This window comes from Ramlibacter pallidus, assembly GCF_015070875.1.
In the GTDB taxonomy this organism is placed as follows: domain Bacteria; phylum Pseudomonadota; class Gammaproteobacteria; order Burkholderiales; family Burkholderiaceae_C; genus Ramlibacter; species Ramlibacter pallidus.
On sequence record NZ_JADDIV010000002.1, the window covers coordinates 850,446 to 873,752 of the forward strand.

Here is a 23,307-nt window from a genome sequence, read left to right on the forward strand (position 1 = left end):
CCGCCCCTTTCACTTCCTGCGCAGGCCGAGTGCCATCACGGCGCCGACGACCAGCAGCGCGCCGGCCACCTGCACCGGCGCGATCGCCTGGCCGAGGATCAGCCAGGCGAGCACCAGCGCGAAGACCGGCTCCACGTTCATGATCGCCGAGTTGCCGACCACGCCCAGGCGCGGCAGCACGGTGAACATGATGGTGAACGCCGTGCCGTACAGGAAGGTCAACGCCACCAGGCCGCCCCAGCCGGCGGGCGCGGTCGGCAGGTGGAAGCCGCCCTGCGCGGCGACGGTCGCCAGCGCGATCAGGCCGGCGATGGCCATCGTGGTCGCCGTGCGCACGCGGCCGTCGACGTCGCCGGCTTCGTGCTGCGTGAACACCAGCGCCAGCCCGAAGGTGCCCGCGGCCGCCAGCGCGAAGGCGACCCCGGCGCCGATGCGCGCCCATTGCCCGCCCGCACCCAGCCCCGACGCCGCGCCGAAGACGTCGAGCGCCAGCGCCAGCCCGACCAGGATCACCGGCATGGCCACGACCATCGCCTTCTCGGGCCGCTTGCGGTAGACGACGAAGGACCAGAACGCCGTCCACAGCGGGTAGGTGTTGAACGCCAGCAGGGCCAGCGCCACCGGCAGCCGTGCCACCGCGGAATAGAGGCACAGGCTCTGGATGCCGATCAGCAGGCCGATGACCGGCAGGTATCTGCGATGCCGCGCGCTGAAGCGCACCTTGACGCGCTGCGACGCCAGGATGGCGACGATGACCAACGCCGTCACCGTGCTGCGGAACACGACCGCGGTCGCGACGTCGACGCCGTGGTTGAAGGCCAGCCGCGCGGCGACGTGGTTGGCGCCCATCATCAGGGCGATCAGCAGCAGGGTGGCGAAGGCCGCGCCGCTGATCGCGCGGGCCGGGGCGGGGATCGCCGACATCTAGTACAGGCCGTGCACGCGCGCGTGCAGCCGGCTGAGGCCCAGGAGCGCGTCCGTGAAAGGCGTGGGCACGCCGGTCATCCGGCCCATCTCGCGCACGACCGTGACCAGGGCGTCGATCTCCACCGGCTTGCCGGCTTCGACGTCCTGCAGCATCGAGGTCTTGAACGCGCCCAGCTTGCGCGTGACCTGGTGGCGGTCCTCGGGCTGCTGCGCGATCGGGATGCCGACGCGTGCGCCGATCTCGCGCGCCTCCAGCATCACCGCGGAGATGAAGCCGCGCACCAGCTCGTCGTCCATGATGCGGTCGGTGGTGGCGCCCGTCATCGCGCTCACCGGGTTGACGGTCATGTTCCCCCACAGCTTGTACCAGGCGTCCTTCTGGATCTGCTCGGAAAGCACGGCTTCGAAGCCTGCCTTCTCCAGCAGCGCCGCGAGGTGCTGCACGCGCGGCGTCTTCTCGCCGGACGGCTCGCCGATGATCAGCTTCTGCCCCATGTGGTGCTGCACCCAGCCCGGTTCGCGCAGCGAGCAGCTCGCATGCACGACGCAGCCGATGATGTGCCGCGCGGGGATGGCTTCGGCGATCGCGCCGTCCGGGTCCACGGCCTCCAGCCGCCGGCCCGCGTGCGCCCCGCCGAAGCCCTGGAAAAACCACCACGGCACGCCGTTCATGGCGGTGAGCACCATCGTGTCCGGGCCGAGCAGCGGCCCGATGTTCTTCGCGACGTCCGCCATCGCCGGCGCCTTCACGGCGACGACGACGAGGTCCTGCACGCCGAGTTCGGCCGGCGAGGCGGTGGCGCGCACCGGCGCCGACAGCGTTTCGCTGCCCTGCTGCAGCCGCAGGCCGTGGGACCGCAGCGCCTGCAGCGTCGCGCCGCGCGCGACGACGCCCACTTCGCAGCCCGCCTGCGCGAGCTTCACCCCGATCCAGCCGCCGATGGCGCCGGCGCCGTAGATGCAGACTTTCATCGTCAGTTCTTGTAGCCGTCGCCGAAGCGCTGTTCCACCAGCCGCGTCATCGCATCGAACACGTCCTGCCCGGCGCCGAAGCGCTGGTCGAACTGGAAGGAATCGTGCGTGGTCCTGATCGCCACCGCTTCCGGGATCGGGATCGCGCGGCCCAGCGCCGCCTGCGTGACCTGGATGTCGCAGGCCCGCTGCAGCGTCCACAGGTGCACGAAGGCCAGCGGCAGCGTGGCGGCGGCGGCGAGCAGCCCGTGGTTGCGCAGGATCATCAGCGGCTTGTCGCCCATGCTGGCCAGCAGGCGCGGCGCCTCGTCGGCATGGACCGTGATGCCCTCGAAGTCGTGGTACGCCACCATGCCGTGCAGCTGCGCGGAATAGAAGTTGTTCTGCGCCAGGCCGCCTTCGGTGCAGGCCACGGCCAGGCCGTTGGTGGTGTGCGTGTGCATCACGCAGTGCGCCGCGGGCACGGCTTCGTGGATGGCGGCATGGATGGTGAAGCCCGCCGGGTTCACCGGCCAGGGGTTGTCCACGTCCAGCTTGTTGCCGTGCACGTCGATCTTCAGCAGGTTGCTGGCGGTGACTTCGGAATAGTGCAGCCCGAACGGGTTGATCAGGAACTGCTTCTCGCTGCCGGAGACGCTCTCGGGCACGCGCACGGTGATGTGGTTGTAGATCATCTCGGCCCAGCCGAGCATGTCGAAGATGCGGTAGGCCGCGGCAAGCTCGACGCGGGCCTTCCACTCGTCGGGATGCATCGCGCGGGCGCGGGGCTGCAGGACGGCGTTCATGTCGGATTCCTCAGTAGTTGCCCTTGGGCGCCGCCGCGGCGGCCTTCGAGGGCTCGCCCTTGAACTTCGCGACCAGCGCGTTGGTCGACTTGACCATCAGGTTGGTGTCGGTGCCCACGGCGATGAAGGTCGCGCCCATGTCGATGTGCTTGCGCGCCAGCGTCTCGTCCAATGTCAGGATGCCGACCGCCTTGCCGGCGGCCTGGATGCGGCGGAACAGGTCGGCGTGCAGCTTCTCCATCTCCGGGTGCCAGGGGTCGCCGACGTGGCCGAAGGTCGCCGACAGGTCGGCCGGGCCGATGAAGACGCCGTCGACGCCGTCGACGGCCGCGATCGCATCGACGTTGCGCACGCCTTCCTGCGTCTCCACCTGCACCAGCAGGCAGACCTGGTCGTTGGCCTCCTTGGCGTACGCGGTGTTGCGGCCCCAGCCGGAGGCGCGCGTCGCCGCCATGCCGCGGATGCCGCCGGGCGGGTAGCGCATGCAGCGCACCAGTTCTTTCGCCTGCTCCGCCGTCTCCACCATGGGCACCAGCAGCGTCTGCACGCCGGCGTCGAGGTATTGCTTGATCAGCGCCTGGCCGACGTTGCCGTGGCCCATCGGCACGCGCGCGATGGCGGTCGTGCCGGGGTAGGCGGCGATCACCTGCGATTGCTGCAGCACGTTCATCGGGTCGTTGGGCGTGTGCTCGGCGTCCAGCAGCAGCCAGTCGAAGCCCGCGGCGGCGCAGATCTCGGTGTTGAGCGGGCCCATCAGGCTGACCCAGAGGCCGACCTGCGTCCGCTTCTGCGCGATGGCCTGCTTGAACAGGTTGACCGGTGTCTTCATGGTGTCTCCTCAGGTGAATCGGAAGGCGAAGCGGCCGAGCGGCCCGTAGTCGGCGTCGAAAGCGTCCCCGCGCTTCGCGGCCACCGGCCGGGTGAAGGAGCCGGCCAGCACGACTTGGCCCGCCTCCAGGCCCTCGCCCCAGGGCGCGAGCTTGTGCGCCAGCCAGGCGATGCCGACGGCGGGATGGCCCTGGACGCCGGCGGCGAGGCCGGTCTCCTCGACCACGCCGTTCTGCCGCAGGATGGCGCCGCACCAGGGCAGGTCGACCTCGCGCGGGTGCACCTGCCGGCCGCCGAGGAGGATGCCGGCGTTGGCCGCGTTGTCGCTGATGGTGTCGAACACCTTGCGCGGCGCCTTGGTGTGGCGGTCGAACTGTTCGATGCGGGCGTCGATGATCTCGATGGCCGGTTGGACGTACCCGGTCGCCTCCAGCACGTCGTCCACCGTCACCTGCTCGCCGCGCAGCGGTCGCTCAAGGATGAAGGCCAGCTCCACTTCCACCCGGGGCGCAATGAAGCGGTCCGTGGGGATGTCGCCGGGCGCGAAGAACATGTCGTCCAGCAGCGTGCCGTAGTCGGGCTCGTCGATCTGGCTGGACTGCTGCATGGCACGCGAGGTGAGCCCGATCTTGTGGCCGCGCACCTGCCGGCCTTCGGCGACCTTCATCGCGACCCACGCACGCGACACGGCATAGCCGTCGGCGATGGTCATCCCCGGGTGGCGCTTGGAGAAGTGCTCCACCTGCAGTCGCGACTGCTCGCTGGCGTGCAGTTCCGCGGCCAGGCGCTGGATGGTGGCGTCGTCGAACATGCTACTTGTTGAACAGCGGGTGCAGCGTGCTGTGCTTGGCGTCGTACACCTGGCCCGGGCTCTCGTCGATCTGCACCGTGATGCCGATCAGCTCGTCGGCGAAGATGGGCGCGAAGTGCGCCTTCACCACCTGCAGCAGGCTGTCGCCCGCGCGCTGGTGCACGTCGGTGCTGCGCCCGGCGCCCATGCGCACGTTGATGTAGACGAAGGCGTAGTCCTCGTCGTCCTTGTCGGCCACGGCGTAGTGCGCGGCGGGATAGGCCAGCACGCGCGTGCCGCCGGTGGGGAACACCTGCCGGCCTTCCTCGTCGCGGAGGGTCAGCATGTGGTCCGCCAGCGCGCGGCAGAGGCGGCCCATCTGCGTCTTGGTCTCGAGGTTCGGCGTGTAGAGGATGACGCAGTGCGGCATGTCAGAGGCGTTGCTGGATGTTGGTGTAGCCGGCGGCGCTGGAAGCCTGCGCGGGCGGGATGGCGTCACCGTGCACCGGCGTCACCGGGAACACGGCGTTGATCTGCCCGGTGCCCGAGGCGCCGAAGTAGGGCGTGACGACGTCCACCTTCCCGTCATATTCCGACCAGCCCAGCGCGCCGAGCAGCATGGCCGTGTCGTGCATGAAGCCTTCACCGTGGCCCTTGGCCGCGTACTCGGGCAGCATGCCGCAGAAGCGCTTCCAGTCGCCGGCCTGCCACATGCGCACCACGTCCTCGTCGAGCGCTTCGAGGAAGGGGCTCCAGATGCGGAAGGCGTATTCCGGCGCCAGGCCGTTCTGCGCGAAGCGATGCGACAGCGAGCCGCTGGCGAAGAACGCGACCGTGCCGTCGTAGTGGTCCTCCACCGCGCGCCGCATCGCCCAGCCGAGGCGGGCACTGTCGTTCAGGTAATGCGCCTGGCACAGGGCCGACACCGAGACCACCCGGAAGTGGCGGTCGGCGTTCATGTAGCGCATGGGCACCAGCGTGCCGTACTCGGGCGCCAGCGTGGTTTGCGCATGCGCCAGCGTCTCCACGCCCCAGTCGTTGCAGACTTCCGCCAGCAGCTGGCCCAGGCGCGGGTTGCCGGGGAAGGCATAGGGCATGTTGCTGATGAAGTGCGGCAGCTCGTTGCTGGTGTAGACGCCTTCGAACTGGGCGCCGCAGTTGATGTGGTAGTTGGCGTTGACCAGCCAGTGCGTGTCGAACACCACGATGGTGTCCACGCCCAGTGCCCGGCAGCGCCGGCCGATCTCGACGTGGCCGTCGATCGCGTCCTGCCGCGACCCGTGGCGGTCGCCCGGCAGCTCGCTCAGGTACATCGAGGGCACGTGCGTGATCTTGGCGGCGAGAGCGAGCTGGCCCATGGTCAGGTCCCCCAGTGCGGGATGTGGTGCGAACCCAGGGACACGGCGATGTTCTTGGGCTCCAGGAACACCTCGTAGCTCCAGGTACCGCCCTCGCGTCCGGTGCCCGAGGCCTTGGTTCCGCCGAAGGGCTGGCGCAGGTCGCGCACGTTCTGGCTGTTGACGAAGCACATGCCGGCCTCGATGCTGGCGGCGACACGGTGCGCCCGGCCGATGTTCTCGGTGAACACGTAGCTCGAGAGGCCGTAGGGGATGTCGTTGGCGATGCGGATCGCATCGGCCTCGTCCTCGAACGGGATCAGGCACGCGACGGGGCCGAAGATCTCGTCCTGCGCGATCTTCATGGCGTTGTCGACGTCGGCGAAGACCGTGGGCAGCACGTAGTTGCCCTTCTTCACGCGGTCGGGCAGCAACGGCGCCTCCAGGCCGCCGCACAGCAGCGTCGCGCCTTCCTTCTGCCCGAGTTCGATGTAGCCGCGCACCTTGGCGAGGTGGCCCTGCGAGATCATGGGACCGATGATGCTCTTCTCGTCGAGCGGGTCGCCCACGGCGATCTTCTTCGCGCGCGCGACGAACCTGTCGACGAAACCCGCGTAGATGGACTTCTGCACCAGGATGCGGCTGCCGGCCGTGCAGCGCTCGCCGTTGTTGGAGAAGATCATGAACACGGCGGCGTCGAGCGCGCGCTCCAGGTTCGCGTCCTCGAACACCACAAAGGGCGACTTGCCGCCCAGCTCCATGCTGAACTTCTTCAGGCCGGCTGCCTTGACGATGCGGTGGCCGGTGGCCGTGGAGCCGGTGAAAGAGATGGCGCGCACGTCCGGATGGCGCACCAGCGGTTCGCCGGCCTGCTGGCCGTAGCCGTGCACGACGTTCAGCACGCCGGCCGGGATGCCGGCTTCCAGCGCGAGTTGGCCCAGCCGCGCGGCCGTCATCGGCGACAGCTCGCTCATCTTCAGCACCGCGGTGTTGCCGAAAGCGAGGCAGGGCGCGACCTTCCAGGTGGCCGTCATGAACGGCACGTTCCAGGGCGAGACCAGCGCACAGACCCCGACCGGATGGAACAGCGTGTAGTTCAGGTGCGTGGGCGTCGGGTACGTGTGGCCGTCCACCCGCGTGCACATCTCGGCGAAGTAGTGGAAGTTGTCGGCGGCGCGCGGCACCAGCTGCTTGCCGGTCTGCGCGATCACCTGGCCGCTGTCGTCGGTTTCCGTGCGCGCGATCTCCGGCACGTGCTGCGCGATCAGGTCGCCGAGCTTGCGGATCAGTTTCGCGCGCTCGGGCGCCGGCAGGCCGGCCCACTTCGGGAAAGCGGCCTTGGCCGCGGCGACCGCCTGGTCCACTTCCGCTTCGCCGCCCGAGGCGACCTCGGCCAGCACTTCCTGCGTGGCGGGATTGACGGTCTGGAAGTAGTCGGCCGATGCGACGCTCTTCCCGGCGATGAGGTGCTCGATGCGCATGTCAGGGACTGCCGATGGTGTTCATGAGGGCGCCGATGCCTTCGATCTCGGTGACGACGATGTCGCCCGGCTGGCAATCGACCACGCCGTCCGGCGTGCCGGTCAGGATCACGTCGCCGGGGTTCAGCGTCATGAAGCCGGAAAGGTATTCGACGAGGAAAGGCACGTCGAACACCATGTCCTTCGTGCTGCCCTTCTGCGTGACGGCGCCGTTCACGGTGGTCTGCAAGGCCAGGGCCATCGGGTCGGCGATGTCCGCCGCGTCGACCAGCCAGGGGCCGATGGGCGTGGCGCCGTCGCGGTTCTTCACGCGCAGGTTGGGCCGGTACCAGTTCTCGAGGTGGTCGCGGATCGCGTAGTCGTTGGCGACCGTGTAGCCGGCGATGAAGCCGTACGCGTCCTCGCGCCGGACCTTCTTCGCCTGGCGGCCGATCACGACCGCGAGCTCGCATTCGTAGTGCATGAACTGCACGCCGGCCGGACGGACCGTGACCTGCCGGTGGCCTGCCAGCGCGCGCTCGCCCTTCAGGAACACGAGCGGCTCGTCCGGTGCCTTGAACGCCAGTTCCTTCGCGTGGTCGGCGTAGTTCAGCCCCAGCGCCACGACCGTACGCGGCCGGTCCGTGGGCGGCAGCGGCGGCAGCCAGGTGACCTGGTCGGGCCACAGGCGACGGGCATCTTCCAGCACGACCTGGCCGTCGCGCTCGGTGGCGTTGTGGACGATGCCGTCGACGATGACGCGGGCGCGCTTCATGCGGACTCCGCCACCAGCAGGTTGCTCAGGGTGCCCAGCGCGGGCATGGAGATGTCGATGCGGTCGCCCGCCTTCGCGCGCGGCCGGGGCACGTCGCAGCCCAGCATGAGCATGTCGCCCTCGCCGAGCGTCATGAACTCGCTGACGTCGGCCAGCAGCTTGTCGGCCGGCCGCACCAGTTGCGAGAAGCGCACCGTCTGCTTCAGCTCGCCGTTGATGCGCACTTCCAGCTTGAACACGGCCGGGTCGCCGGCTTCGTTGCGGGCGCGGATGCGGTCGCCGATGCCGAGGAAGCCGTCGAGGGCGTTGAACCGGACGGGCGGCCGGAAGAAGCTGTCCTGCGGCAGGCGCAGGTCGTTCATCAGCACGTAGCCCTCCACCTCGCGCGGCGACTTCATCACCATGGCCACGGTGGCGCCCACTTCGACTTCGGTACCCGCCGGCACGCGGATGGTGCCGCCGTTCTCGGTCCACGTGTTCGCCGGCTTGACGTAGAGGACGGGGGCCTGTGGGGGCGCCTTGTAGGGTGGCTCGTTGACCTGGGTGCCGAGCGCGTCGAGCTCCCCGCGGAAGTTCATCAGCGTGCCGTACACCGTGCCTCGCTTGACCAGGCTCATGGATGCTCCAGTGCGATCAGTTCGTCGAGCAGCTCGTAGAGCTGCGCCAGTTTCTGCTTGCCCAGCGACCGTTCGAGCCACTGGTAGTGGTCTTCGATGGTGCAGGAAAGCCGCTGCACCATCTTCCGGCCGCGCGGCGTGGCCTCGACCACCGTCCGTCGCTGGTCGGCCGGGTCGCGCTCGCGCCGGATCAGCCCGTCGCGCTCCATGCGCGCCAGCACGCCGGTGAGGCTGGGCCCCAGGATGTAGGCCTCGCGCGCGACGCGGCCGGTCTCCACCGTGCCGTGTTCGCCCAGCACGCGCAGCACGCGCCATTGCTGGTCCGACAGCCCATGCTCGCGCAGGCTCGGCCGTGTGTGCGTCATCACCGATTCGCGGGCCTGCAGCAACAGGCGAGGGAGGTTGCGGTGGACGAAAGTCGTACTCATGGGCGGCCGTTATTTAACATGTTAAATGAAGCGCGGCGCCGGTCAAGCGGGACGTCCCCACATCGTGCCGATGAGTTGGCGGCGGCCGCCCTACACTCCAGCCATGGCGAAGGACAAGACGGTCTACAGCTGCACCGAATGCGGCGGCAGCAGCCCCAAGTGGCAAGGCAAGTGCCCGCACTGCGGCGCCTGGAACACGCTCATCGAAGGGGTGGCCGAGGCGCCGGCGGCCACGCGCAACCGCTTCGCGTCGCTGGCACCGGCTTCCGAAGTCGCGGTGCTGGCCGACATCGAGGCGGCCGAGGTGCCGCGCACGCCCACGGGCATCGGCGAACTCGACCGCGTGCTGGGCGGCGGCATCGTCGAGGGCGGCGTGGTGCTGATCGGCGGCGACCCCGGCATCGGCAAGTCCACGCTGCTGCTGCAGGCGCTCGACGGCCTGCAGCGCTCGGCACTTCCGACGCTGTATGTCACGGGCGAAGAGAGCGGAGCCCAGGTGGCGCTGCGTTCGCGCCGGCTCGGGCTGGAGCAGTCGCAGGTGAAGGTGCTGGCGGAGATCCAGCTGGAGAAGATCCTGGCGACGATTGCGGCGCAGCAGCCGGCCGTCGCGGTGATCGACTCGATCCAGACGGTGTATTCGGACCAGCTCACCTCCGCGCCCGGCTCCGTGGCGCAGGTGCGTGAATGCGCGGCGCACCTCACGCGCGCCGCCAAGTCCGGCGGCACCACCATCGTGCTGGTCGGCCATGTCACCAAGGAAGGCGCGCTGGCCGGGCCGCGCGTGCTGGAGCACATGGTGGACACGGTGCTCTATTTCGAGGGCGACACGCATTCCAGCTTCCGCCTGGTGCGGGCGATCAAGAACCGCTTCGGCGCGGTCAACGAGATCGGCGTCTTCGCGATGACGGAGAAGGGCCTCAAGGGCGTCGCCAACCCGAGCGCGATCTTCCTGTCGCAGCACAGCGAGCCGGTGCCCGGCAGCTGCGTGCTGGTCACCCTGGAAGGCACGCGGCCGATGCTGGTGGAGATCCAGGCGCTGGTGGACAGCGGCGGCCCCAGCCCGAGGCGGCTGTCCGTCGGGCTGGACCGCGACCGGCTTGCGATGCTGCTGGCGGTGCTGCACCGGCACGCCGGCGTGGCCTGCATGGACCAGGACGTCTTCGTCAATGCGGTGGGCGGCGTGCGCATCAGCGAACCGGCGGCCGACCTGGCGGTGATGCTGGCGATCGCGTCGTCGCTGCGCGGCCGGGCCTTGCCCAAGGGCTTCCTCGCCTTCGGCGAGGTCGGCCTGGCCGGCGAGGTGCGGCCGGCGCCGCGGGGCCAGGAACGCCTGCGCGAAGCGGCCAAGCTCGGCTTCTCGGTGGCGATCGTGCCGAAGGCCAACGCGCCCAAGCCGGGCGCGCGCGGCGCGGCCAGGGAAATGGAAGGCCTCACGATCCACCCGGTGGAGCGGATCGAGGAAGCGTTGGAAGTGGTGAGGGGACTCGCATGAAACTGGCCGTGCTGTCGGACATCCATGGCAACCTGCCCGCGCTGCGGGCGGTGCTGGAAGACGTGGAACGCGAACGCGTGGACACCATCGTCAACCTCGGCGACATCCTCAGCGGCCCGCTGCTGCCGCGCGAGACGGCGGACTTCCTGATGGCGCGCGACCTCATCACCATCGCCGGCAACCACGAGCGCCAAGTGCTGCAGATGAAGGACGCCGGCGGCGCGCCGGACCTGCGCAGCAGCGACGGCTACGCCGTGTCGCAGCTGCAGGCGCCGCACTACGACTGGCTGCGCACGCTGCCCGCGACGCACTGGCTCGCCGACGACGTGCTGCTGGTGCACGGCACGCCGTCGACCGACCTGGTGTACTGGCTGGAGACCATCACGCGCGATTTCGGCAACGAGGGTTCGCGCGGCATCCGTGCGGCATCGGCGGGGGAAATCGCCACGCGCATGGCGGCCGGCGGCGGCGCCGAGCGTGCCTCGCTGGTGCTGTGCGGCCACAGCCACGTGCCCCGCGTGGTCCAGAGCGCCAGCACGCTGGTCGTCAACCCGGGCAGTGTCGGCCTGCAGGCTTACGAGGACGACCACGTGGCGCGCCACTGCACCGAAAACGGCAGCCCGCATGCGCGCTACGCGATCGTCGAGCGGCGGCCCGCGGGCTGGACGGCGAGGCTTTGCAGCGTGGCCTACGACTGGCACGCGATGGAGCGCCTTGCCGCGGCGAACGGCCGCCCGGACTGGGCGCATGCGCTCGCCACGGGCCGCATGCCCGCGCTGGGACAATGGCGCCCATGAACTTCCAGAAGATCGCCCTGCCGATCCTCGGCGTGGCCGTGGTCGCCATCGCCTACCGCGCCTATGGCTGGGGCGGGGTGGCGCTGGCCGCCGGCGGCATCGTGATGTGGATGCTGCTGCACTTCACCCGCATGATGAAGGTGCTGCAGGGCGCCGCCAACCGGCCGGTCGGCTGGGTGGACAGCGCGGTGATGCTCCACGCGAAGCTGCGCCCCGGCGTCAACCTGCTGCACGTGATGGCGCTGACCAAGGCCATCGGCGAGCTGCTCAGCGAGAAGGACGCGCAGCCGGAGGTCTTCCGCTGGACCGACGGCTCCGGCTCGCACGTCACCTGCGAGTTCGTGCAGGGCAAGCTGGTGAAGTGGACGCTGTTCCGCCCGCCCGTCCCGGAAGAAGGCGCGGCGGCGCCTGCCCCGTAAAATGGCCGGTTTCCGCGATTCCACGTAGAAGGACACTTTCATGAGCCCGCAAGCAGCCTCGATGGCCGACCGTGACGGCAAGATCTGGATGGACGGCGAGCTGGTCGAGTGGCGCGACGCCAAGATCCACGTGCTCACCCACACGCTGCACTACGGCTGCGGCGCGTTCGAAGGCGTCCGCGCGTACAACACCGTCAACGGCACGGCGATCTTCCGCCTGCAGGAACACACCGACCGCCTGTTCAACAGCGCCAAGATCCTGCGCATGCAGCTGCCCTTCTCCAAGGAGCAGTTCAACGAGGCGCAGAAGCAGGTCGTCAAGGCCAACAAGCTGGAGTCCTGCTACATCCGCCCGCTGGTGTGGATCGGCTCGCAGAAGCTGGGCGTCAGCCCGAAAGGCAACACCATCCACGGGATGATCGCGGCCTGGGCCTGGGGCGCCTACCTGGGCGAGGAAGGCATGCAGCGCGGCATCCGTGTCAAGACCTCCAGCTACACGCGCCACCACGTCAACATCACGATGACGCAGGCCAAGGCGGTCAGCAACTACAGCAACTCCATCCTGGCCAACATGGAAGCGGTGGACGACGGCTACGACGAGGCCCTGCTGCTCGACGCCTCCGGCTTCGTCTCCGAAGGCGCGGGCGAGAACATCTTCGTCATCAAGGACGGCGTGATCTACACGCCCGACCTGTCCGCCGGCGCCCTGAACGGCATCACGCGCAACACCGTCTTCCACATCGCCAAGGACCTGGGCCTGGAGATCGTGCAGAAGCGCATCACGCGCGACGAGGTCTACATCTCGGACGAGGCCTTCTTCACCGGCACGGCCGCGGAAGTGACGCCCATCCGCGAACTCGACCGCGTGCAGATCGGCGCCGGCAAGCGCGGCCCGCTCACCGAGAAGATCCAGACGGCGTTCTTCGACATCGTCAACGGCCGCAATCCCAAGTACGCCCACTGGCTCACCCGGGTCTGACCATGAGCACGCCCATCCGCAAGGAAGCCGTCGTCGAACTGGCGGCCCAGGATCTCAACGCCAACGGCGGCATCTTCTGTCCCAGCCCCAAGGCGGACATGAAGCTGTGGAACAGCCACCCGCGCATCTACCTCGATGTCGCGGGCAGCGGCGCGGCCAAGTGCCCGTACTGCGGCACCGTGTACAAGCTGCGCGAGGGCGAGCATTTCGGGGCCCACCACTAAGGGTGCATCGCTCGTCATCGCTCCGCAATGGATCGGTGACGCGGTGATGACCGAGCCGCTGCTGCGCCGCCTGCACGCGCGCGGCGAGCGGCTGACGGTGGGCGCGTTGCCCTGGGTGGCGCCGGTCTACCGTGCCATGCCCCAGGTCGAAGAGGTCATCGAGTTCCCCTTCCGCCACGGCGGCTTGCAGTGGAAGGCGCGGCGCGCGTTCGGCCGCGAACTGCAGGGCCGCTTCGACACGGCTTACGTCCTGCCCAACTCCCTCAAGAGTGCGCTGCTGCCGCTGCTGGCCGGCGTGCCGCGGCGGGTCGGCTACCTGGGGGAGGCGCGCGTGGGCCTGCTCACGCACCGGCTGAAGAACCCCAAGGACAAGCCGCCGATGGTCGCGTTCTATTCCGCGCTGAGCGGCGACACCGACGTCTCGCAGGACCGCCCGCGGCTCGCCTTGCCGGACGATGCGGTGGCCGACGCGCTGGCGCGGCATGGCCTGCCGCGCGGCGGCTACGTCGTGATGGCGCCGGGCGCGGAGTTCGGCCCGGCCAAGCGCTGGCCCCATTTCGGCGGCCTCGCGCAGATGCTGCAGCAGCCGGTGGTGCTGCTCGGCTCGGGCAAGGAGGCGGAGCTCTGCGAGGCGATCCGCGCCGAGGCGCCGGAGCGTTGCCGCAACCTGGCCGGCCAGACGTCGCTGGCCGAGGCTTTCGCGCTGATCGCCGGCGCCGGGCACGTGGTGAGCAACGACTCGGGCCTGATGCACGTGGCCGCGGCTTTCGGCGTGCCGCAGGTGGCGCTGTTCGGTTCGTCGAGTCCGCTGCACACCCCGCCCCTGAACGGACGCGCGCAGGTGGTGTGGCTGAAGCAGGACCCCGGCTATGCGCCGCCGCTGGACTGCTCACCCTGCTTCCAGCGCGAATGCCCGCTCGGGCACTTCCGCTGCCTCAACGACGTGGCGCCGCAGCGGGTGCTGTCGCTGCTGCTCCAGGCTTCCACCCCCACCCGCCCCGAGGAGATGCCCCGTGCCTGAACCGACGACTTCCCAAGGCTTCGCGCAACCCGGCGGCGAGCGCCTGCCGATGCCGCGCAGCGAAGCCATGAACGACGCGCAGCGCGCCGCGGCGCAGGCGCTCATCGACGGCCCGCGCAAGGGCGTGTACGGGCCGTTCCTGCCCTTGCTGCGCAGCCCGGACCTGATGGAGCGCGTCGCCCGCATCGGCGAGTACCTGCGCTTCGAAAGCACGCTGGACGCCAGGGTGCGCGAGCTGTCGATCTGCGCCGTGGCGCGGCACGTTGGCAACCAGTTCGAGTGGGTGATGCACGCCCCGCTGGCGCGCAAGGCCGGCGTCGCCGCCGCCGCCGTCGAGGCGCTGCGCGTCGGCGCGCGGCCGCAACCGCTGGCGGCCGACGAGCAGGCGGCCCTCGACTTCACGCAGGAGCTGCTGCGCACGAACGGCGTCAGCGACCCCACCTATGCCGCCGCGCGGGAGGCGCTGGGCGAACAGGGCGTGGTGGAACTCGCCAGCCTGGCCGGCTACTTCGCGATGGTGTGCTGGGTGATGAACGTGGCGCGGACGCCGGCGCAGGCCGGCGCCACCGAACCCGGCCTGGACGCCTTTCCCGCCTGACCCAAAAAAACAGCCACCCGGAGGTGGCTGTATCAAGTCCTTGGAAGGACGTCGTTGGGAGACTTGGATTCGGTGTGTCCGCCGATGCGTGACAGTGATCGTGACTCTAGCGGTCCCGCCGGGAGCGTCCATCCTCCTCTTGGGGGATGCCTGGGACGCCGCACCGGGTGGGGCAACGGGGCGATCTTCCCGAGTTTTCCGGGTTTTGGCGAGAGACCGCGACAGGTTTCGCCGGGCAATTACATTTGCTGACACGGCAGGCGCAGGACGAAGCAGGCGCCGCCGCCCGGGTTCTCCTCGCACGACGCACTGCCGTGGTGCCGCTGGGCGATGGACCGGACCAGCGCCAGCCCCAGCCCGACCCCGCCTTCGCGCTCGCTCGCGCCCTTCAGGCGGTAGAACGGCTCGAAGATGCGTTCGCGTTCCGCCGGCGGGACGCCGGGGCCGCGGTCGCACACGCTGACGACCGCCAGCCCGCCTTCCTGGGCGATCCGGGTGGTCACCGGGCCGCTCGAATAGCGGTGCGCGTTCTCCAGCAGGTTGCGGATGGCGCGCCGCAGCAGCTTGGACACGCCTTGCACCAGCACCGTCTGCTCCGCGGTGCCGGTGTCCAGGTCCGCGCCGGCCCGGGCGGCTTCTTCCGCGGCCAGCCCGGTCAGGTCCACCGTCTCGAAGCTGCCGATGTCGGTCTCGCGCGCATCCAGGCGGCTGGCCAGCAGGATCTCCTCGATCAGCTGGTCCAGCTCGGCGATGTTGCGGGTGATCTCGTCGCGCGTGCGCGGCGAGGGTTCCGGGTCCATCAGCTCCAGGCCCATGCGGATGCGGGCCAGCGGCGAGCGCAGCTCGTGCGAGGCATTGGCCAGCAGCGACTTGTGCGACTTCACCAGCGTCTCGATGCGCTCCGCGGCATGGTTGAACCGCCGCGCCAGGAAGGCGATCTCGTCGGTGCCGGTCTCGTCGACGCGCACGCTCAGGTCGCCTTCGCCCCAGCGCTCGACGCCGCGCCGCAGGTGCTCCACCCGCCGCGTGACCCGGCGCACCACGGGATAGCTGCCCACGGCCACCGCCAGGCCGACGAGCCCCAGCAGCCAGATGTAGCCCGAGGTGCTGCGCGGCAGCCAGGGGCGCGCCGGCGGCCGCTCGCCGGGAGCCCGGGCGCGGGGCGGCACTTCCAGCGTGAGGCTGGTGCCGTCCTTCATCTCGATGTCGACTTCGATGCCCTGGCCGCGCTCGCCGCGCCGGTTGGGCCGCAGCACGCTCTGGCCGACGATCTCGCCGGCCTCGTTGCGGATGATGATCTCGCGCGCGGGCCGCTCCTGCTGTTCCGCGTTGATGCGCCACAGCCAGCCGAAGGCGACGGTGAGCAGGCCGACCGTCACGACGACGGCCAGCCAGATGCGGACGTAGAGGGGGAAGCGCCAGCGCGCGTTCCAGGCGGTCATCCGTGGGCGATCAGTCCTGCTGCTTGGCGAACACGTAGCCTACACCGCGCACCGTGAGGATGCGCTTGGGCTGCTTCGGGTCGGCTTCGATGGCCGCGCGGATGCGCCCCATGTGCACGTCGATCGAGCGGTCGAAGGCTTCGAGTTCGCGCCCGCGCACGGCTTCCATGATCTGGTCGCGCGTGAGCACGCGGCCGGCGCGTTCGGCCAGCACCACCAGCAGGTCGAACTGGTAGGACGTCAGTTCGGCCGGCTTGCCCGCCACCGTCACCGTGCGCGCGTCGCGGTCGATCTCCATCGAGCCGAAGCGCATCACCTTGGCGGGCGCCGGGGTGCCGTCGGTGCGGCGGCGCAGGATGGCGCGGATGCGCGCCAGCAGTTCGCGCGGCTCGAACGGCTTGGGCAGGTAGTCGTCGGCGCCGAGTTCGAGGCCGACGATGCGGTCCATCGGGTCGCCCTTGGCGGTGAGCATCAGCACCGGGATCTTGCCGGTCTCGCCCGGCATGGCGCGCACGCGGCGGCACACTTCCAGTCCGTCGATGTCCGGCAGCATCAGGTCCAGCACCAGCATGTCCGGCGCGGTGCCGGAAGGCGGGTCCTCCAGCAGGTTCAGGCCCGCCTTGGCGTCGAGGGCGTGCATCACCCCGAACCCGGATCGCTCCAGGTATTCGCTGACCATCTGGGCCAGCCGGGCGTCGTCTTCGATCATCAGGAGTTGCTGCATGGATGTCCGATGTTACTGTTGAGGCCCGTTGCCAGGGCCGATGTAAAGATGGTCGGACGCCCCCAACGCGCCCTCTTGAACCGCCCGTAAAGTTAGGTAAACGGAGGCTCTCCTGTCCGCGAAACATTCCACGCTGTCGGCGTTATTCGCCCATCCGGAGCCTGCGACGCCCGCGTTGTGGTGGGGTGAGCGCTGGCTGACATGGGGTGATCTCGAGGCCGCGGCGCAGCGTGCCGCAGGCGTCGCATGGCACGCATGGGGCGTGCGGCCCGGGGACCGCGTGGCCTGGCTCGGGGCGAGCCATCCTGCGCAGCTGGCACTGCTCGTGGGGCTGGCGCGCATCGGCGCGATCCTGCTGCCGCTGAACTTCCGGCTGGCCCTGCCGGAGTGGCAGCGGCTCGTGGCCGATTGCACGCCGGCGCACCTGGTGCACGACGAGGAATGGGCGCGCCCGGCGCGCGAGCTGGCCGCCGCGTGCGGGCTGCACGCGCATGCGGCCGGCGAACTCGATGCCGCCGCGCCCGCCGCGCCGGTGCACGAGGACCCCGAAGCGCCGGCCTTGCTGGTCTACACCTCGGGCACCACCGGCGGTCCCAAGGCGGCGGTCCACACGCCCGCCAACCTGCTGGCCAATATGCGCATCGCCGCGCAGGTGCAGCGGATCACGCCGGCCGACACGGTGCTGACGGTGCTGCCGCTGTTCCACGTGGGCGGGCTGTGCATCCAGACCTTGCCCGCGCTGTGGGCCGGCGCGCGCGTCATCCTGCATCCCCGTTTCCATCCGGGAGACACGCTCGCGTGCGTCGCGGCGCAACGGCCGACGCTGACGCTGCAGGTACCGGCCACGATGAAGGCCCTGGTCGAACATCCGCAATGGCAGGCCACCGATGTCCGCAGCCTGCGCGCCGTGTGGGCCGGCTCCAGCCTGCTGCCGGACGCGCTGGTGCAGGCCTTCCATGCGCGCGGGCTGCCCGTGTGCAATGTCTATGGCGCGACGGAAACCGGCCCCTTCTCGATCGCGCTGCCGCCGGAACACGCGCTGGACCACGTCGGCTCCTGCGGCTGGCCGGCACCGGACGTCGAAGCGCGCCTGGGCCCTTTCCATGGCGATGCCGGCGAACTGCAGCTGCGTGGGCCGAATGTCGTCCGGCGCTACTGGCCGGACCTGCCGGCGTGCGACCCCGACGGCTGGTTCGCCACCGGCGACCTGGCACGGCAGGATGCCGACGGCAGCTGGCGCATCGTCGGCCGCGCGAAGGACCTCGTGATCTCCGGCGGCGAGAACATCCATCCGGCCGAGATCGAGCAGGCGCTGTCGCAGCATGCCGCCGTTGCCGAGTGCGCCGCCTTCGGCTTGCCGGATGCCCGCTGGGGCGAGGTCGTCGCCGTGGCCGTGGTGCTGCTGCCGGGTGCGCAGGCGACGGAGGAAGAACTCGCCGCCCACCTGCAGCAGCGGCTGGCGCGCTTCAAGCAGCCGCGCCGCTGGTTCTGGCCGCAGCATTTGCCCAAGACGGCGCTGGGCAAGGTGCAGCGCAGCCTGCTTGCGCGGCAGGTCGCGGGGGCCGTCCGCTAGTCGTCGTCGGCCAGCACCCCGGGCCTTTCGGTCGGCGCGGTGGTGAGGTTGCGGGTGGCCAGCCACACCAGCACGAGCACCGGCAGGCCGAGGATCGCGGTGCCGACGAAGAAGTTGCCGTAGCCGTAGGCGTCGACGAACTTGCCGGAGAAGCCGGCCAGCCATTTCGGCAGCAGCAGCATCAGGGAGCTGAAGAGCGCGTACTGCGTCGCCGAGTACTGGATGTTGGTGAGGCTGGAGAGATAGGCGACGAAGGCGGCGGACGCGATGCCGCTGGACAGGTTGTCCGCGGAGACCACGAAGACCAGCATGCGCACGTCGTGGCCGATGCCCGAGAGCCAGGCGAACAGCAGGTTGCTCGCCGCGCTGAGGATGGCGCCCAGCATCAGCGTGCGCATCACGCCGATGCGCAGCGCCAGCACGCCGCCGAGGAAGGCGCCGACCAGGGTCATGATGACGCCGAAGACCTTGCTGACGGCCGCCACTTCGTCCTTGGTGAAGCCCATGTCCACGTAGAACGGGTTGGCCATGATCCCCATCACGACGTCGCTGATGCGGTAGACGGCGATCAGCGCCAGGATCAGCGCGGCGTGCCAGCCGTAGCGGCGGAAGAAGTCAGCGAAGGGTTCGACGATGACGACGTCGAGCCATGCCACGAAGGGCGCCGCGGCCGGCGCGATGCGCAGGTGCATGGGGCGGGCCGCCCCCCAGCCGCCGCGCAGGCCGAGCACCGCGACCACGCCCAGCAGCAGGTAGATCGCCGTTTCCCACAGCGTGATCGCGCCGAAGGACGCGCGGACCATCGCCGTGAGCAGCGCCAGCAGGACCGCGAACAGCAGCGCCTGCGGCCAGGCGAAGCGCAGGCCGTCGCGCGCGAAGGCCGCAGCCACGCCGGCGCGGTGCTGCCGGTCGGCCTGCGCGTCCCGCGGCTTGGGCTCGCGCGACAGCAGCACGGTGAGCACGCCGACCAGCATCGACGCGGCCATCACCAGGTACGCGGTCTGCCACGCGCCATGCTCGTAGACCGCCGCCGCGCTGGTTTCCGAGCGGGCCGCGATCCAGAGCACGCCGGCGCCGGCCCAGATCATGGCCAGGCGGTAGCCGGTCTGGTACGCGGCCGCCAGCGCGCCCTGCTTCTCGGTGCCCGCCGACTCGATCCGGAACGCGTCCAGCGCGATGTCCTGCGTGGCCGACGCGAAGGCGACCAGCACGGCGCACCAGATGACGGGGCCGAGCGCGGAGGCGGGGTCGGCGCCCGGCGCGGCCTTCGGGTCCGAGATCGCCATGCCCACCAGTCCGGCCATGATGCAAAGCTGCGCCAGCAGGAGCCAGCTGCGCCGCTGCCCGAGCCAGGCCGTCATGAGCGGCAGCCGCACCCGGTCCACCAGCGGCGCCCAGATCCATTTCACGCCGTACGCCAGCCCGACCCACGACAGGAAGCCGATGGTCGTGCGGTCGATGCCCGCTTCGCGCAGGCGGAAGCTGAGGGTGCCCAGTACCAGCAGCAGCGGCAGCCCGGCGGAGAAGCCGAGGAACAGCATCCGCAGCGTCGCCGGTTCGGTGTAGACCCGGAGCGTCTCGGCCCACGAGGGTTTGGCGGATGCCGGCTGAGCCGTGGTCGCGGTGGGGTCTGACATGGTGCCTTTGGTTCGTCCGTATTATTTGCGCATGTGCCAACTCTGTGCTGCCAAGTCGCCGTGGATGCCCCGGCGTGCCTTCATGCTCGCCGGTGCCGCGCTCGCCGCCGGTCCGGCGCTGGCGCAGGTGAATGTCGGCCAATCCTCGCGGCTGCGCGGCCTGGTCCCGGCCGATGAACTCGAACTCGCCGCCACCAAGCAGTACGGCGAGCTGTTGCAGGAGGCGCGCGCCAAGCGAGCACTGGCTCCGGAAAGCCATCCCCAACTGCAGCGGCTGCGCCGGATCTCCACCCGCCTGATCGCGGATGCGCCGCGCTGGAACGACCGCGCCCGGCAGTGGAAGTGGGAGGTCAACCTCATCGGCAGCAACTCGATCAATGCGTTCTGCATGCCGGGCGGCAAGATCGCGCTGTTCACGGGCATCCTGGACAAGCTGCAGCTCACCGACGACGAGGTGGCGATGGTGGTCGGCCACGAGATGGCGCACGCGCTGCGCGAACACGCGCGCGAGCGCATCGCCAAGAGCCAGGGTACCGGGGCGCTGCTGTCGCTGGGCGCGCAGCTGTTCGGGCTGGGCCAGCTCGGCGACGTCGCGGCCAACGTCGGCACGCAGCTGCTGACGCTGAAGTTCAGCCGCGACGACGAGACCGAGGCGGACCTCGTCGGCCTGGAGATGGGCGCGCGCACCGGCTTCGACCCGAAGGCTTCCGTCACGCTGTGGGACAAGATGGGCCGCGCTTCCAACAGCGCCGGCGCGCCGGGCTTCCTGTCGACGCACCCGAGCGGGCCGGAACGCATGCGCCGCCTGCAGGAGAACATCCCCCGCGTCGAGGGTCTCTACCGCCAGGCGATCGCCAGGCGCTAATGCGCCGCTGAATCCAGCACGTCCGACGCGAACCGGCCGAGGTTCTCGACGAAGCGCACCTCGGCGTCGGTGAAGGATTTGCGCTCGTCGTGCGCGGCCACCCAGACCGTGCCAACCGACCGCCCTTCGCGGCGGAACGGCACCAGCAGCACCGTGCGCACCGGCGTGTGCAGCTGGCTGATGTACGCGTAGTAGCGCACCGGGTCCCGCATGATCAGCGGTCGTCCGCCGTCGACCGTGGCACCGCAGGGACTGAAGTCGCGCGGCATCGTGCCGTTGACGTAGCGGGAGAATTCCCCGGCCGTGGCCACCCAGCGGAAGAAGGGCCCCGCCTCGTCGCGCTCCTCGAGGCTGATGCCGGCGGAACCCGCGTCCGTGCCGGCCATCGCGAGGTCCACGAATGCCTGCAGCGTGCTCCCCCGCTTTTCCGCCAGGCTGCGGGACAAGGCCAGGAAGGCGTCCGCCTCGGCGACCTGCGTGGCGGTGGCTTGCCGCAGCGTGGCCGCGGCGGGCCGAACGAGCAGTTCGTCCAGGGAGCAGAAGTCGGGTGGAGTGCGGGACATGGCGCGAGCGGATGCATTCTAAGCACGCGCCGTGGACTCGCACACCCCGGCGGGGGACGGGTACTGCCGAGGAAGCCGGGGCGGCCGCGGGGAGGCGCTGGCTCAGCGCTGGCCCGACAGCCGGGTGCTGCGGGCCTGTGCCTCGTTGAGCAGCTTGACGAGCAGCTCCAGCTCCACGGGCTTGGTCAGGTGGGCGTCGAAGCCCGCCTCGCGCGTGCGGCGCTTGTCGTCGGCGTTGCCGAAGCCGGTCATCGCGACGAAGTAGCAGTGCTGCAGGCCGGCGGCGGTGAAGCGCTTGCGGGTCTCGTAGCCGTCGAGCCCCGGCATCGCCAGGTCGAGGAACACCATGTCGGGGCGGAAGCGCGCTGCGGCCTCCACGCCGGACGGGCCGTCATACGCCGTCTCGACCGCGTTGCCCAGCAGCCGCAACACGTCGCTGGCGCTGTCGGCGGCATCGCGGTTGTCGTCTACCACCAGCACGCGGAGGGCGCCCGGCGCAACCTCGGCTTCGGCCGGCTCGTCCACCTCGGCGGCACCGGCCGCCACCGGCAGCCGGACCGTGAACGTGCTGCCCTGGCCCAGGCCGGGGCTCGTGGCATCCAGGCTGCCGCCATGCATCTCGGCCAGGCTGCGCGCCAGCGTGAGGCCGATGCCCAGGCCGCTTTCGGCGCCGGCGGCGCTCGGGCTTTCCGCCTGGACGAACAGCTGGAACACGTTCTGCAGTTGTTCCGGCGTGAGGCCGCGCCCGTTGTCCTCCACCGCGACGTAGGCGAAGCCGTCGTTCTGCGCCACGCGCACCTGGATGCGGCCGTCCTCGGCGGTGAACTTGGCGGCGTTCACCAGCAGGTTCTGCAGCACCTGCGCCAGCCGGGTCGGATCGCCCTGCACGAAGACGGGATCGGCCGGCTGGTGCAGCTCGAGCCCGTGGCGGCGTGCCGCGACCAGCGGCCGGACCGTTTCGATCGCGCGCGCCACCACTTCGGACAGGCGCAGCAATTCCTTGCGCAGCTTGATCTTCCCGGTCGTCAGCCGGCCGACGTCCAGCAGGTCGTCGACCAGCCGGGTGACGTGCGTGAGCTGCCGGTCGATGACGTCGCGGCAGTTGCGCAGCACCGGGCTGGCGAGGTTCTCCAGCTGCATGATCGTGACGGCGTTGCGGATCGGCGCCAGCGGGTTGCGCAGCTCGTGGGCCAGCATGGCGAGGAACTCGTTCATGCGGCGGCTGGAGCGTTCCAGTTCCTCCAGCCGGCGCCGCTCGCTCATGTCGCGCGTGACCTTCGCGTACCCGCGCAGCTCGCCCTTCGGGTCGCGCACGGCGGTGATCACCACGTTGGCCCAGAACAGGGAACCGTCCTTGCGCACGCGCCAGGCTTCGTCCTCGAAGTGGCCCCGGTCGCGGGCGGTCGCGAGCGCGCGTGCCGGCTTGCCGGACTGCTGGTCTTCCGGGGTGTAGAAGGCGCTGAAGTGCCGGCCGATGATCTCGGAAGCCTCGTAGCCCTTGATCGACGCCGCGCCCACGTTCCAGCTCCCGACGATGCCCTCCGGCGACAGCATGAAGATCGCGTAGTCGCGCACGCTGTTCACAAGGAGCCGCAAGCGCTCCTCGCTGATGCGCAGTTCCTCCTCGTGCTCTCGCCGCTCGGTCAGGTCGCGCGTGATCTTGGCGAAGCCGGTGAGCTCGCCCATCGGGCCGTAGAGGGCGGTGATCACCACGTTGGCCCAGAACCGCGTGCCGTCCTTGCGCACGCGCCAGCCTTCGTCCTCGAACCGGCCGCGCTGGCGGGCCAGGCGCAGCTCCTCTTCCGGCCAGCCGGTGGCGACAGCGGCCTCGGGATAGAAGATGGAGAAGTGCTGGCCCAGGATCTCCTCACGCGTGTAGCCCTTGAGCTTCTGCGCGCCGGTGTTCCAGGACTGGATGCGCCCGGCCGGGTCCAGCATGAAGATGCCGTAGTCGCTGACGGCCTCGATCAGCAGCTGCATGCGCTGCTCGAGGGTGTTCTCCGGACGGTCGGCCAGGCTGGATGTCATCGAATCGCGGATTATGGAAACGGGCC

At 70.0% G+C, this 23,307-nt stretch carries 25 protein-coding genes; 9 read left to right on the forward strand and 16 right to left on the reverse strand.

Translation table 11 applies throughout. The features are described from left to right. Nucleotides 1-9: 9 nt before the first annotated feature. Genes IM787_RS09000 through hpaR form a run of 11 tightly spaced genes read right to left on the reverse strand, consistent with a single transcriptional unit; the run spans nucleotide 10 to nucleotide 8,919 of the window. Nucleotides 10-924 (reverse strand): DMT family transporter, encoded by a 915-nt coding sequence (locus IM787_RS09000; RefSeq protein WP_193676285.1) that lies wholly within the window; start codon nucleotides 922-924, stop codon nucleotides 10-12. Beyond that, entirely contained in the window at nucleotides 925-1,899 is a 975-nt protein-coding gene (locus IM787_RS09005; protein WP_193676286.1) for a 2-dehydropantoate 2-reductase, read from the reverse strand. Nucleotides 1,900-1,901: 2 nt separating this feature from the next. Then, nucleotides 1,902-2,684: a class II aldolase/adducin family protein gene (locus tag IM787_RS09010; protein ID WP_193676287.1), complete on the reverse strand. Its 783-nt coding sequence runs from the start codon at nucleotides 2,682-2,684 to the stop codon at nucleotides 1,902-1,904. 10 nt (nucleotides 2,685-2,694) lie between these two features. Then, nucleotides 2,695-3,513 carry an HpcH/HpaI aldolase family protein gene (locus tag IM787_RS09015; protein WP_193676288.1) on the reverse strand — a complete coding sequence of 273 codons (819 nt, stop codon included), beginning with the start codon at nucleotides 3,511-3,513 and terminating at the stop codon, nucleotides 2,695-2,697. A 9-nt stretch (nucleotides 3,514-3,522) separates the two neighbouring features. Next, nucleotides 3,523-4,323 (reverse strand): 2-oxo-hept-4-ene-1,7-dioate hydratase, encoded by an 801-nt coding sequence (gene hpaH / locus IM787_RS09020; protein ID WP_193676289.1) that lies wholly within the window; start codon nucleotides 4,321-4,323, stop codon nucleotides 3,523-3,525. 1 nt (nucleotide 4,324) lies between these two features. Next, nucleotides 4,325-4,732 carry a 5-carboxymethyl-2-hydroxymuconate isomerase gene (locus IM787_RS09025; RefSeq protein WP_193676290.1) on the reverse strand — a complete coding sequence of 136 codons (408 nt, stop codon included), beginning with the start codon at nucleotides 4,730-4,732 and terminating at the stop codon, nucleotides 4,325-4,327. Nucleotide 4,733: 1 nt separating this feature from the next. Continuing rightward, nucleotides 4,734-5,660: a 3,4-dihydroxyphenylacetate 2,3-dioxygenase gene (gene hpaD, locus IM787_RS09030; protein WP_193676291.1), complete on the reverse strand. Its 927-nt coding sequence runs from the start codon at nucleotides 5,658-5,660 to the stop codon at nucleotides 4,734-4,736. 2 nt (nucleotides 5,661-5,662) lie between these two features. Continuing rightward, the gene (hpaE, locus tag IM787_RS09035) at nucleotides 5,663-7,120 is read right to left on the reverse strand and encodes a 5-carboxymethyl-2-hydroxymuconate semialdehyde dehydrogenase (RefSeq protein ID WP_193676292.1); all 1,458 of its coding nucleotides are present in this window, start codon (nucleotides 7,118-7,120) and stop codon (nucleotides 5,663-5,665) included. A 1-nt stretch (nucleotide 7,121) separates the two neighbouring features. Continuing rightward, a complete protein-coding gene (locus tag IM787_RS09040; RefSeq protein ID WP_193676293.1) occupies nucleotides 7,122-7,874 on the reverse strand; it encodes a fumarylacetoacetate hydrolase family protein in 753 nt (250 codons plus the stop codon). Beyond that, nucleotides 7,871-8,491, reverse strand: a complete 621-nt coding sequence (locus tag IM787_RS09045; RefSeq protein WP_193676294.1) for a fumarylacetoacetate hydrolase family protein — start codon at nucleotides 8,489-8,491, stop codon at nucleotides 7,871-7,873. Before IM787_RS09045 ends, IM787_RS09040 begins: the two co-directional genes overlap by 4 nt. Further along, entirely contained in the window at nucleotides 8,488-8,919 is a 432-nt protein-coding gene (gene hpaR / locus IM787_RS09050; protein WP_193676295.1) for a homoprotocatechuate degradation operon regulator HpaR, read from the reverse strand. Before hpaR ends, IM787_RS09045 begins: the two co-directional genes overlap by 4 nt. A gap of 103 nt (nucleotides 8,920-9,022) precedes the next feature. Here hpaR and radA point away from each other — a divergent pair, with 103 nt between their 5' ends. From radA to IM787_RS09085, 7 genes are read left to right on the forward strand one after another with little or no spacing between them, the layout of a single operon-like run. After that, on the forward strand, nucleotides 9,023-10,411 hold the full coding sequence (radA, locus tag IM787_RS09055; RefSeq protein WP_193676296.1) for a DNA repair protein RadA: 1,389 nt from the start codon (nucleotides 9,023-9,025) through the stop codon (nucleotides 10,409-10,411). Further along, the gene (locus IM787_RS09060) at nucleotides 10,408-11,208 is read left to right on the forward strand and encodes a metallophosphoesterase family protein (protein WP_193676297.1); all 801 of its coding nucleotides are present in this window, start codon (nucleotides 10,408-10,410) and stop codon (nucleotides 11,206-11,208) included. Before radA ends, IM787_RS09060 begins: the two co-directional genes overlap by 4 nt. Continuing rightward, nucleotides 11,205-11,627 (forward strand): glycerate kinase, encoded by a 423-nt coding sequence (locus tag IM787_RS09065; protein ID WP_193676298.1) that lies wholly within the window; start codon nucleotides 11,205-11,207, stop codon nucleotides 11,625-11,627. Before IM787_RS09060 ends, IM787_RS09065 begins: the two co-directional genes overlap by 4 nt. Before the next feature lie 40 nt (nucleotides 11,628-11,667). Further along, complete coding sequence (locus tag IM787_RS09070; RefSeq protein WP_193676299.1) at nucleotides 11,668-12,606, forward strand: branched-chain amino acid transaminase; 939 nt, start codon at nucleotides 11,668-11,670, stop codon at nucleotides 12,604-12,606. A gap of 2 nt (nucleotides 12,607-12,608) precedes the next feature. Continuing rightward, complete coding sequence (locus IM787_RS09075) at nucleotides 12,609-12,830, forward strand: zinc-finger domain-containing protein (protein WP_193676300.1); 222 nt, start codon at nucleotides 12,609-12,611, stop codon at nucleotides 12,828-12,830. Beyond that, nucleotides 12,742-13,851, forward strand: a complete 1,110-nt coding sequence (gene waaF / locus IM787_RS09080) for a lipopolysaccharide heptosyltransferase II (RefSeq protein ID WP_193676301.1) — start codon at nucleotides 12,742-12,744, stop codon at nucleotides 13,849-13,851. The genes IM787_RS09075 and waaF overlap by 89 nt, the downstream gene beginning before the upstream one ends. Then, nucleotides 13,844-14,449: a carboxymuconolactone decarboxylase family protein gene (locus IM787_RS09085; RefSeq protein WP_354004379.1), complete on the forward strand. Its 606-nt coding sequence runs from the start codon at nucleotides 13,844-13,846 to the stop codon at nucleotides 14,447-14,449. The genes waaF and IM787_RS09085 overlap by 8 nt, the downstream gene beginning before the upstream one ends. 239 nt (nucleotides 14,450-14,688) lie before the next feature. On the opposite strand, the gene IM787_RS09090 is transcribed toward IM787_RS09085, so the two are convergent. Both IM787_RS09090 and IM787_RS09095 read right to left on the reverse strand, forming a co-directional pair. Then, nucleotides 14,689-15,891, reverse strand: a complete 1,203-nt coding sequence (locus IM787_RS09090) for a sensor histidine kinase (protein ID WP_193676302.1) — start codon at nucleotides 15,889-15,891, stop codon at nucleotides 14,689-14,691. A 10-nt stretch (nucleotides 15,892-15,901) separates the two neighbouring features. Further along, nucleotides 15,902-16,615, reverse strand: coding sequence for a winged helix-turn-helix domain-containing protein (locus IM787_RS09095; RefSeq protein ID WP_227494173.1), 714 nt, complete (start codon nucleotides 16,613-16,615; stop codon nucleotides 15,902-15,904). A 133-nt stretch (nucleotides 16,616-16,748) separates the two neighbouring features. Here IM787_RS09095 and IM787_RS09100 point away from each other — a divergent pair, with 133 nt between their 5' ends. Beyond that, nucleotides 16,749-18,188 (forward strand): class I adenylate-forming enzyme family protein, encoded by a 1,440-nt coding sequence (locus tag IM787_RS09100; RefSeq protein WP_227494247.1) that lies wholly within the window; start codon nucleotides 16,749-16,751, stop codon nucleotides 18,186-18,188. On the opposite strand, the gene IM787_RS09105 is transcribed toward IM787_RS09100, so the two are convergent. Continuing rightward, complete coding sequence (locus IM787_RS09105) at nucleotides 18,185-19,825, reverse strand: AmpG family muropeptide MFS transporter (RefSeq protein ID WP_193676304.1); 1,641 nt, start codon at nucleotides 19,823-19,825, stop codon at nucleotides 18,185-18,187. The genes IM787_RS09100 and IM787_RS09105 overlap by 4 nt on opposite strands. A 31-nt stretch (nucleotides 19,826-19,856) precedes the next feature. On the opposite strand from IM787_RS09105, the gene IM787_RS09110 reads away from it, so the two are divergent. Further along, a complete protein-coding gene (locus IM787_RS09110) occupies nucleotides 19,857-20,690 on the forward strand; it encodes a M48 family metallopeptidase (protein WP_193676305.1) in 834 nt (277 codons plus the stop codon). On the opposite strand, the gene IM787_RS09115 is transcribed toward IM787_RS09110, so the two are convergent. After that, nucleotides 20,687-21,253 carry a GAF domain-containing protein gene (locus IM787_RS09115; protein WP_193676306.1) on the reverse strand — a complete coding sequence of 189 codons (567 nt, stop codon included), beginning with the start codon at nucleotides 21,251-21,253 and terminating at the stop codon, nucleotides 20,687-20,689. The genes IM787_RS09110 and IM787_RS09115 overlap by 4 nt on opposite strands. Before the next feature lie 102 nt (nucleotides 21,254-21,355). Further along, nucleotides 21,356-23,281 carry a PAS domain-containing hybrid sensor histidine kinase/response regulator gene (locus tag IM787_RS09120; RefSeq protein WP_193676307.1) on the reverse strand — a complete coding sequence of 642 codons (1,926 nt, stop codon included), beginning with the start codon at nucleotides 23,279-23,281 and terminating at the stop codon, nucleotides 21,356-21,358. Nucleotides 23,282-23,307 lie beyond the last annotated feature (26 nt).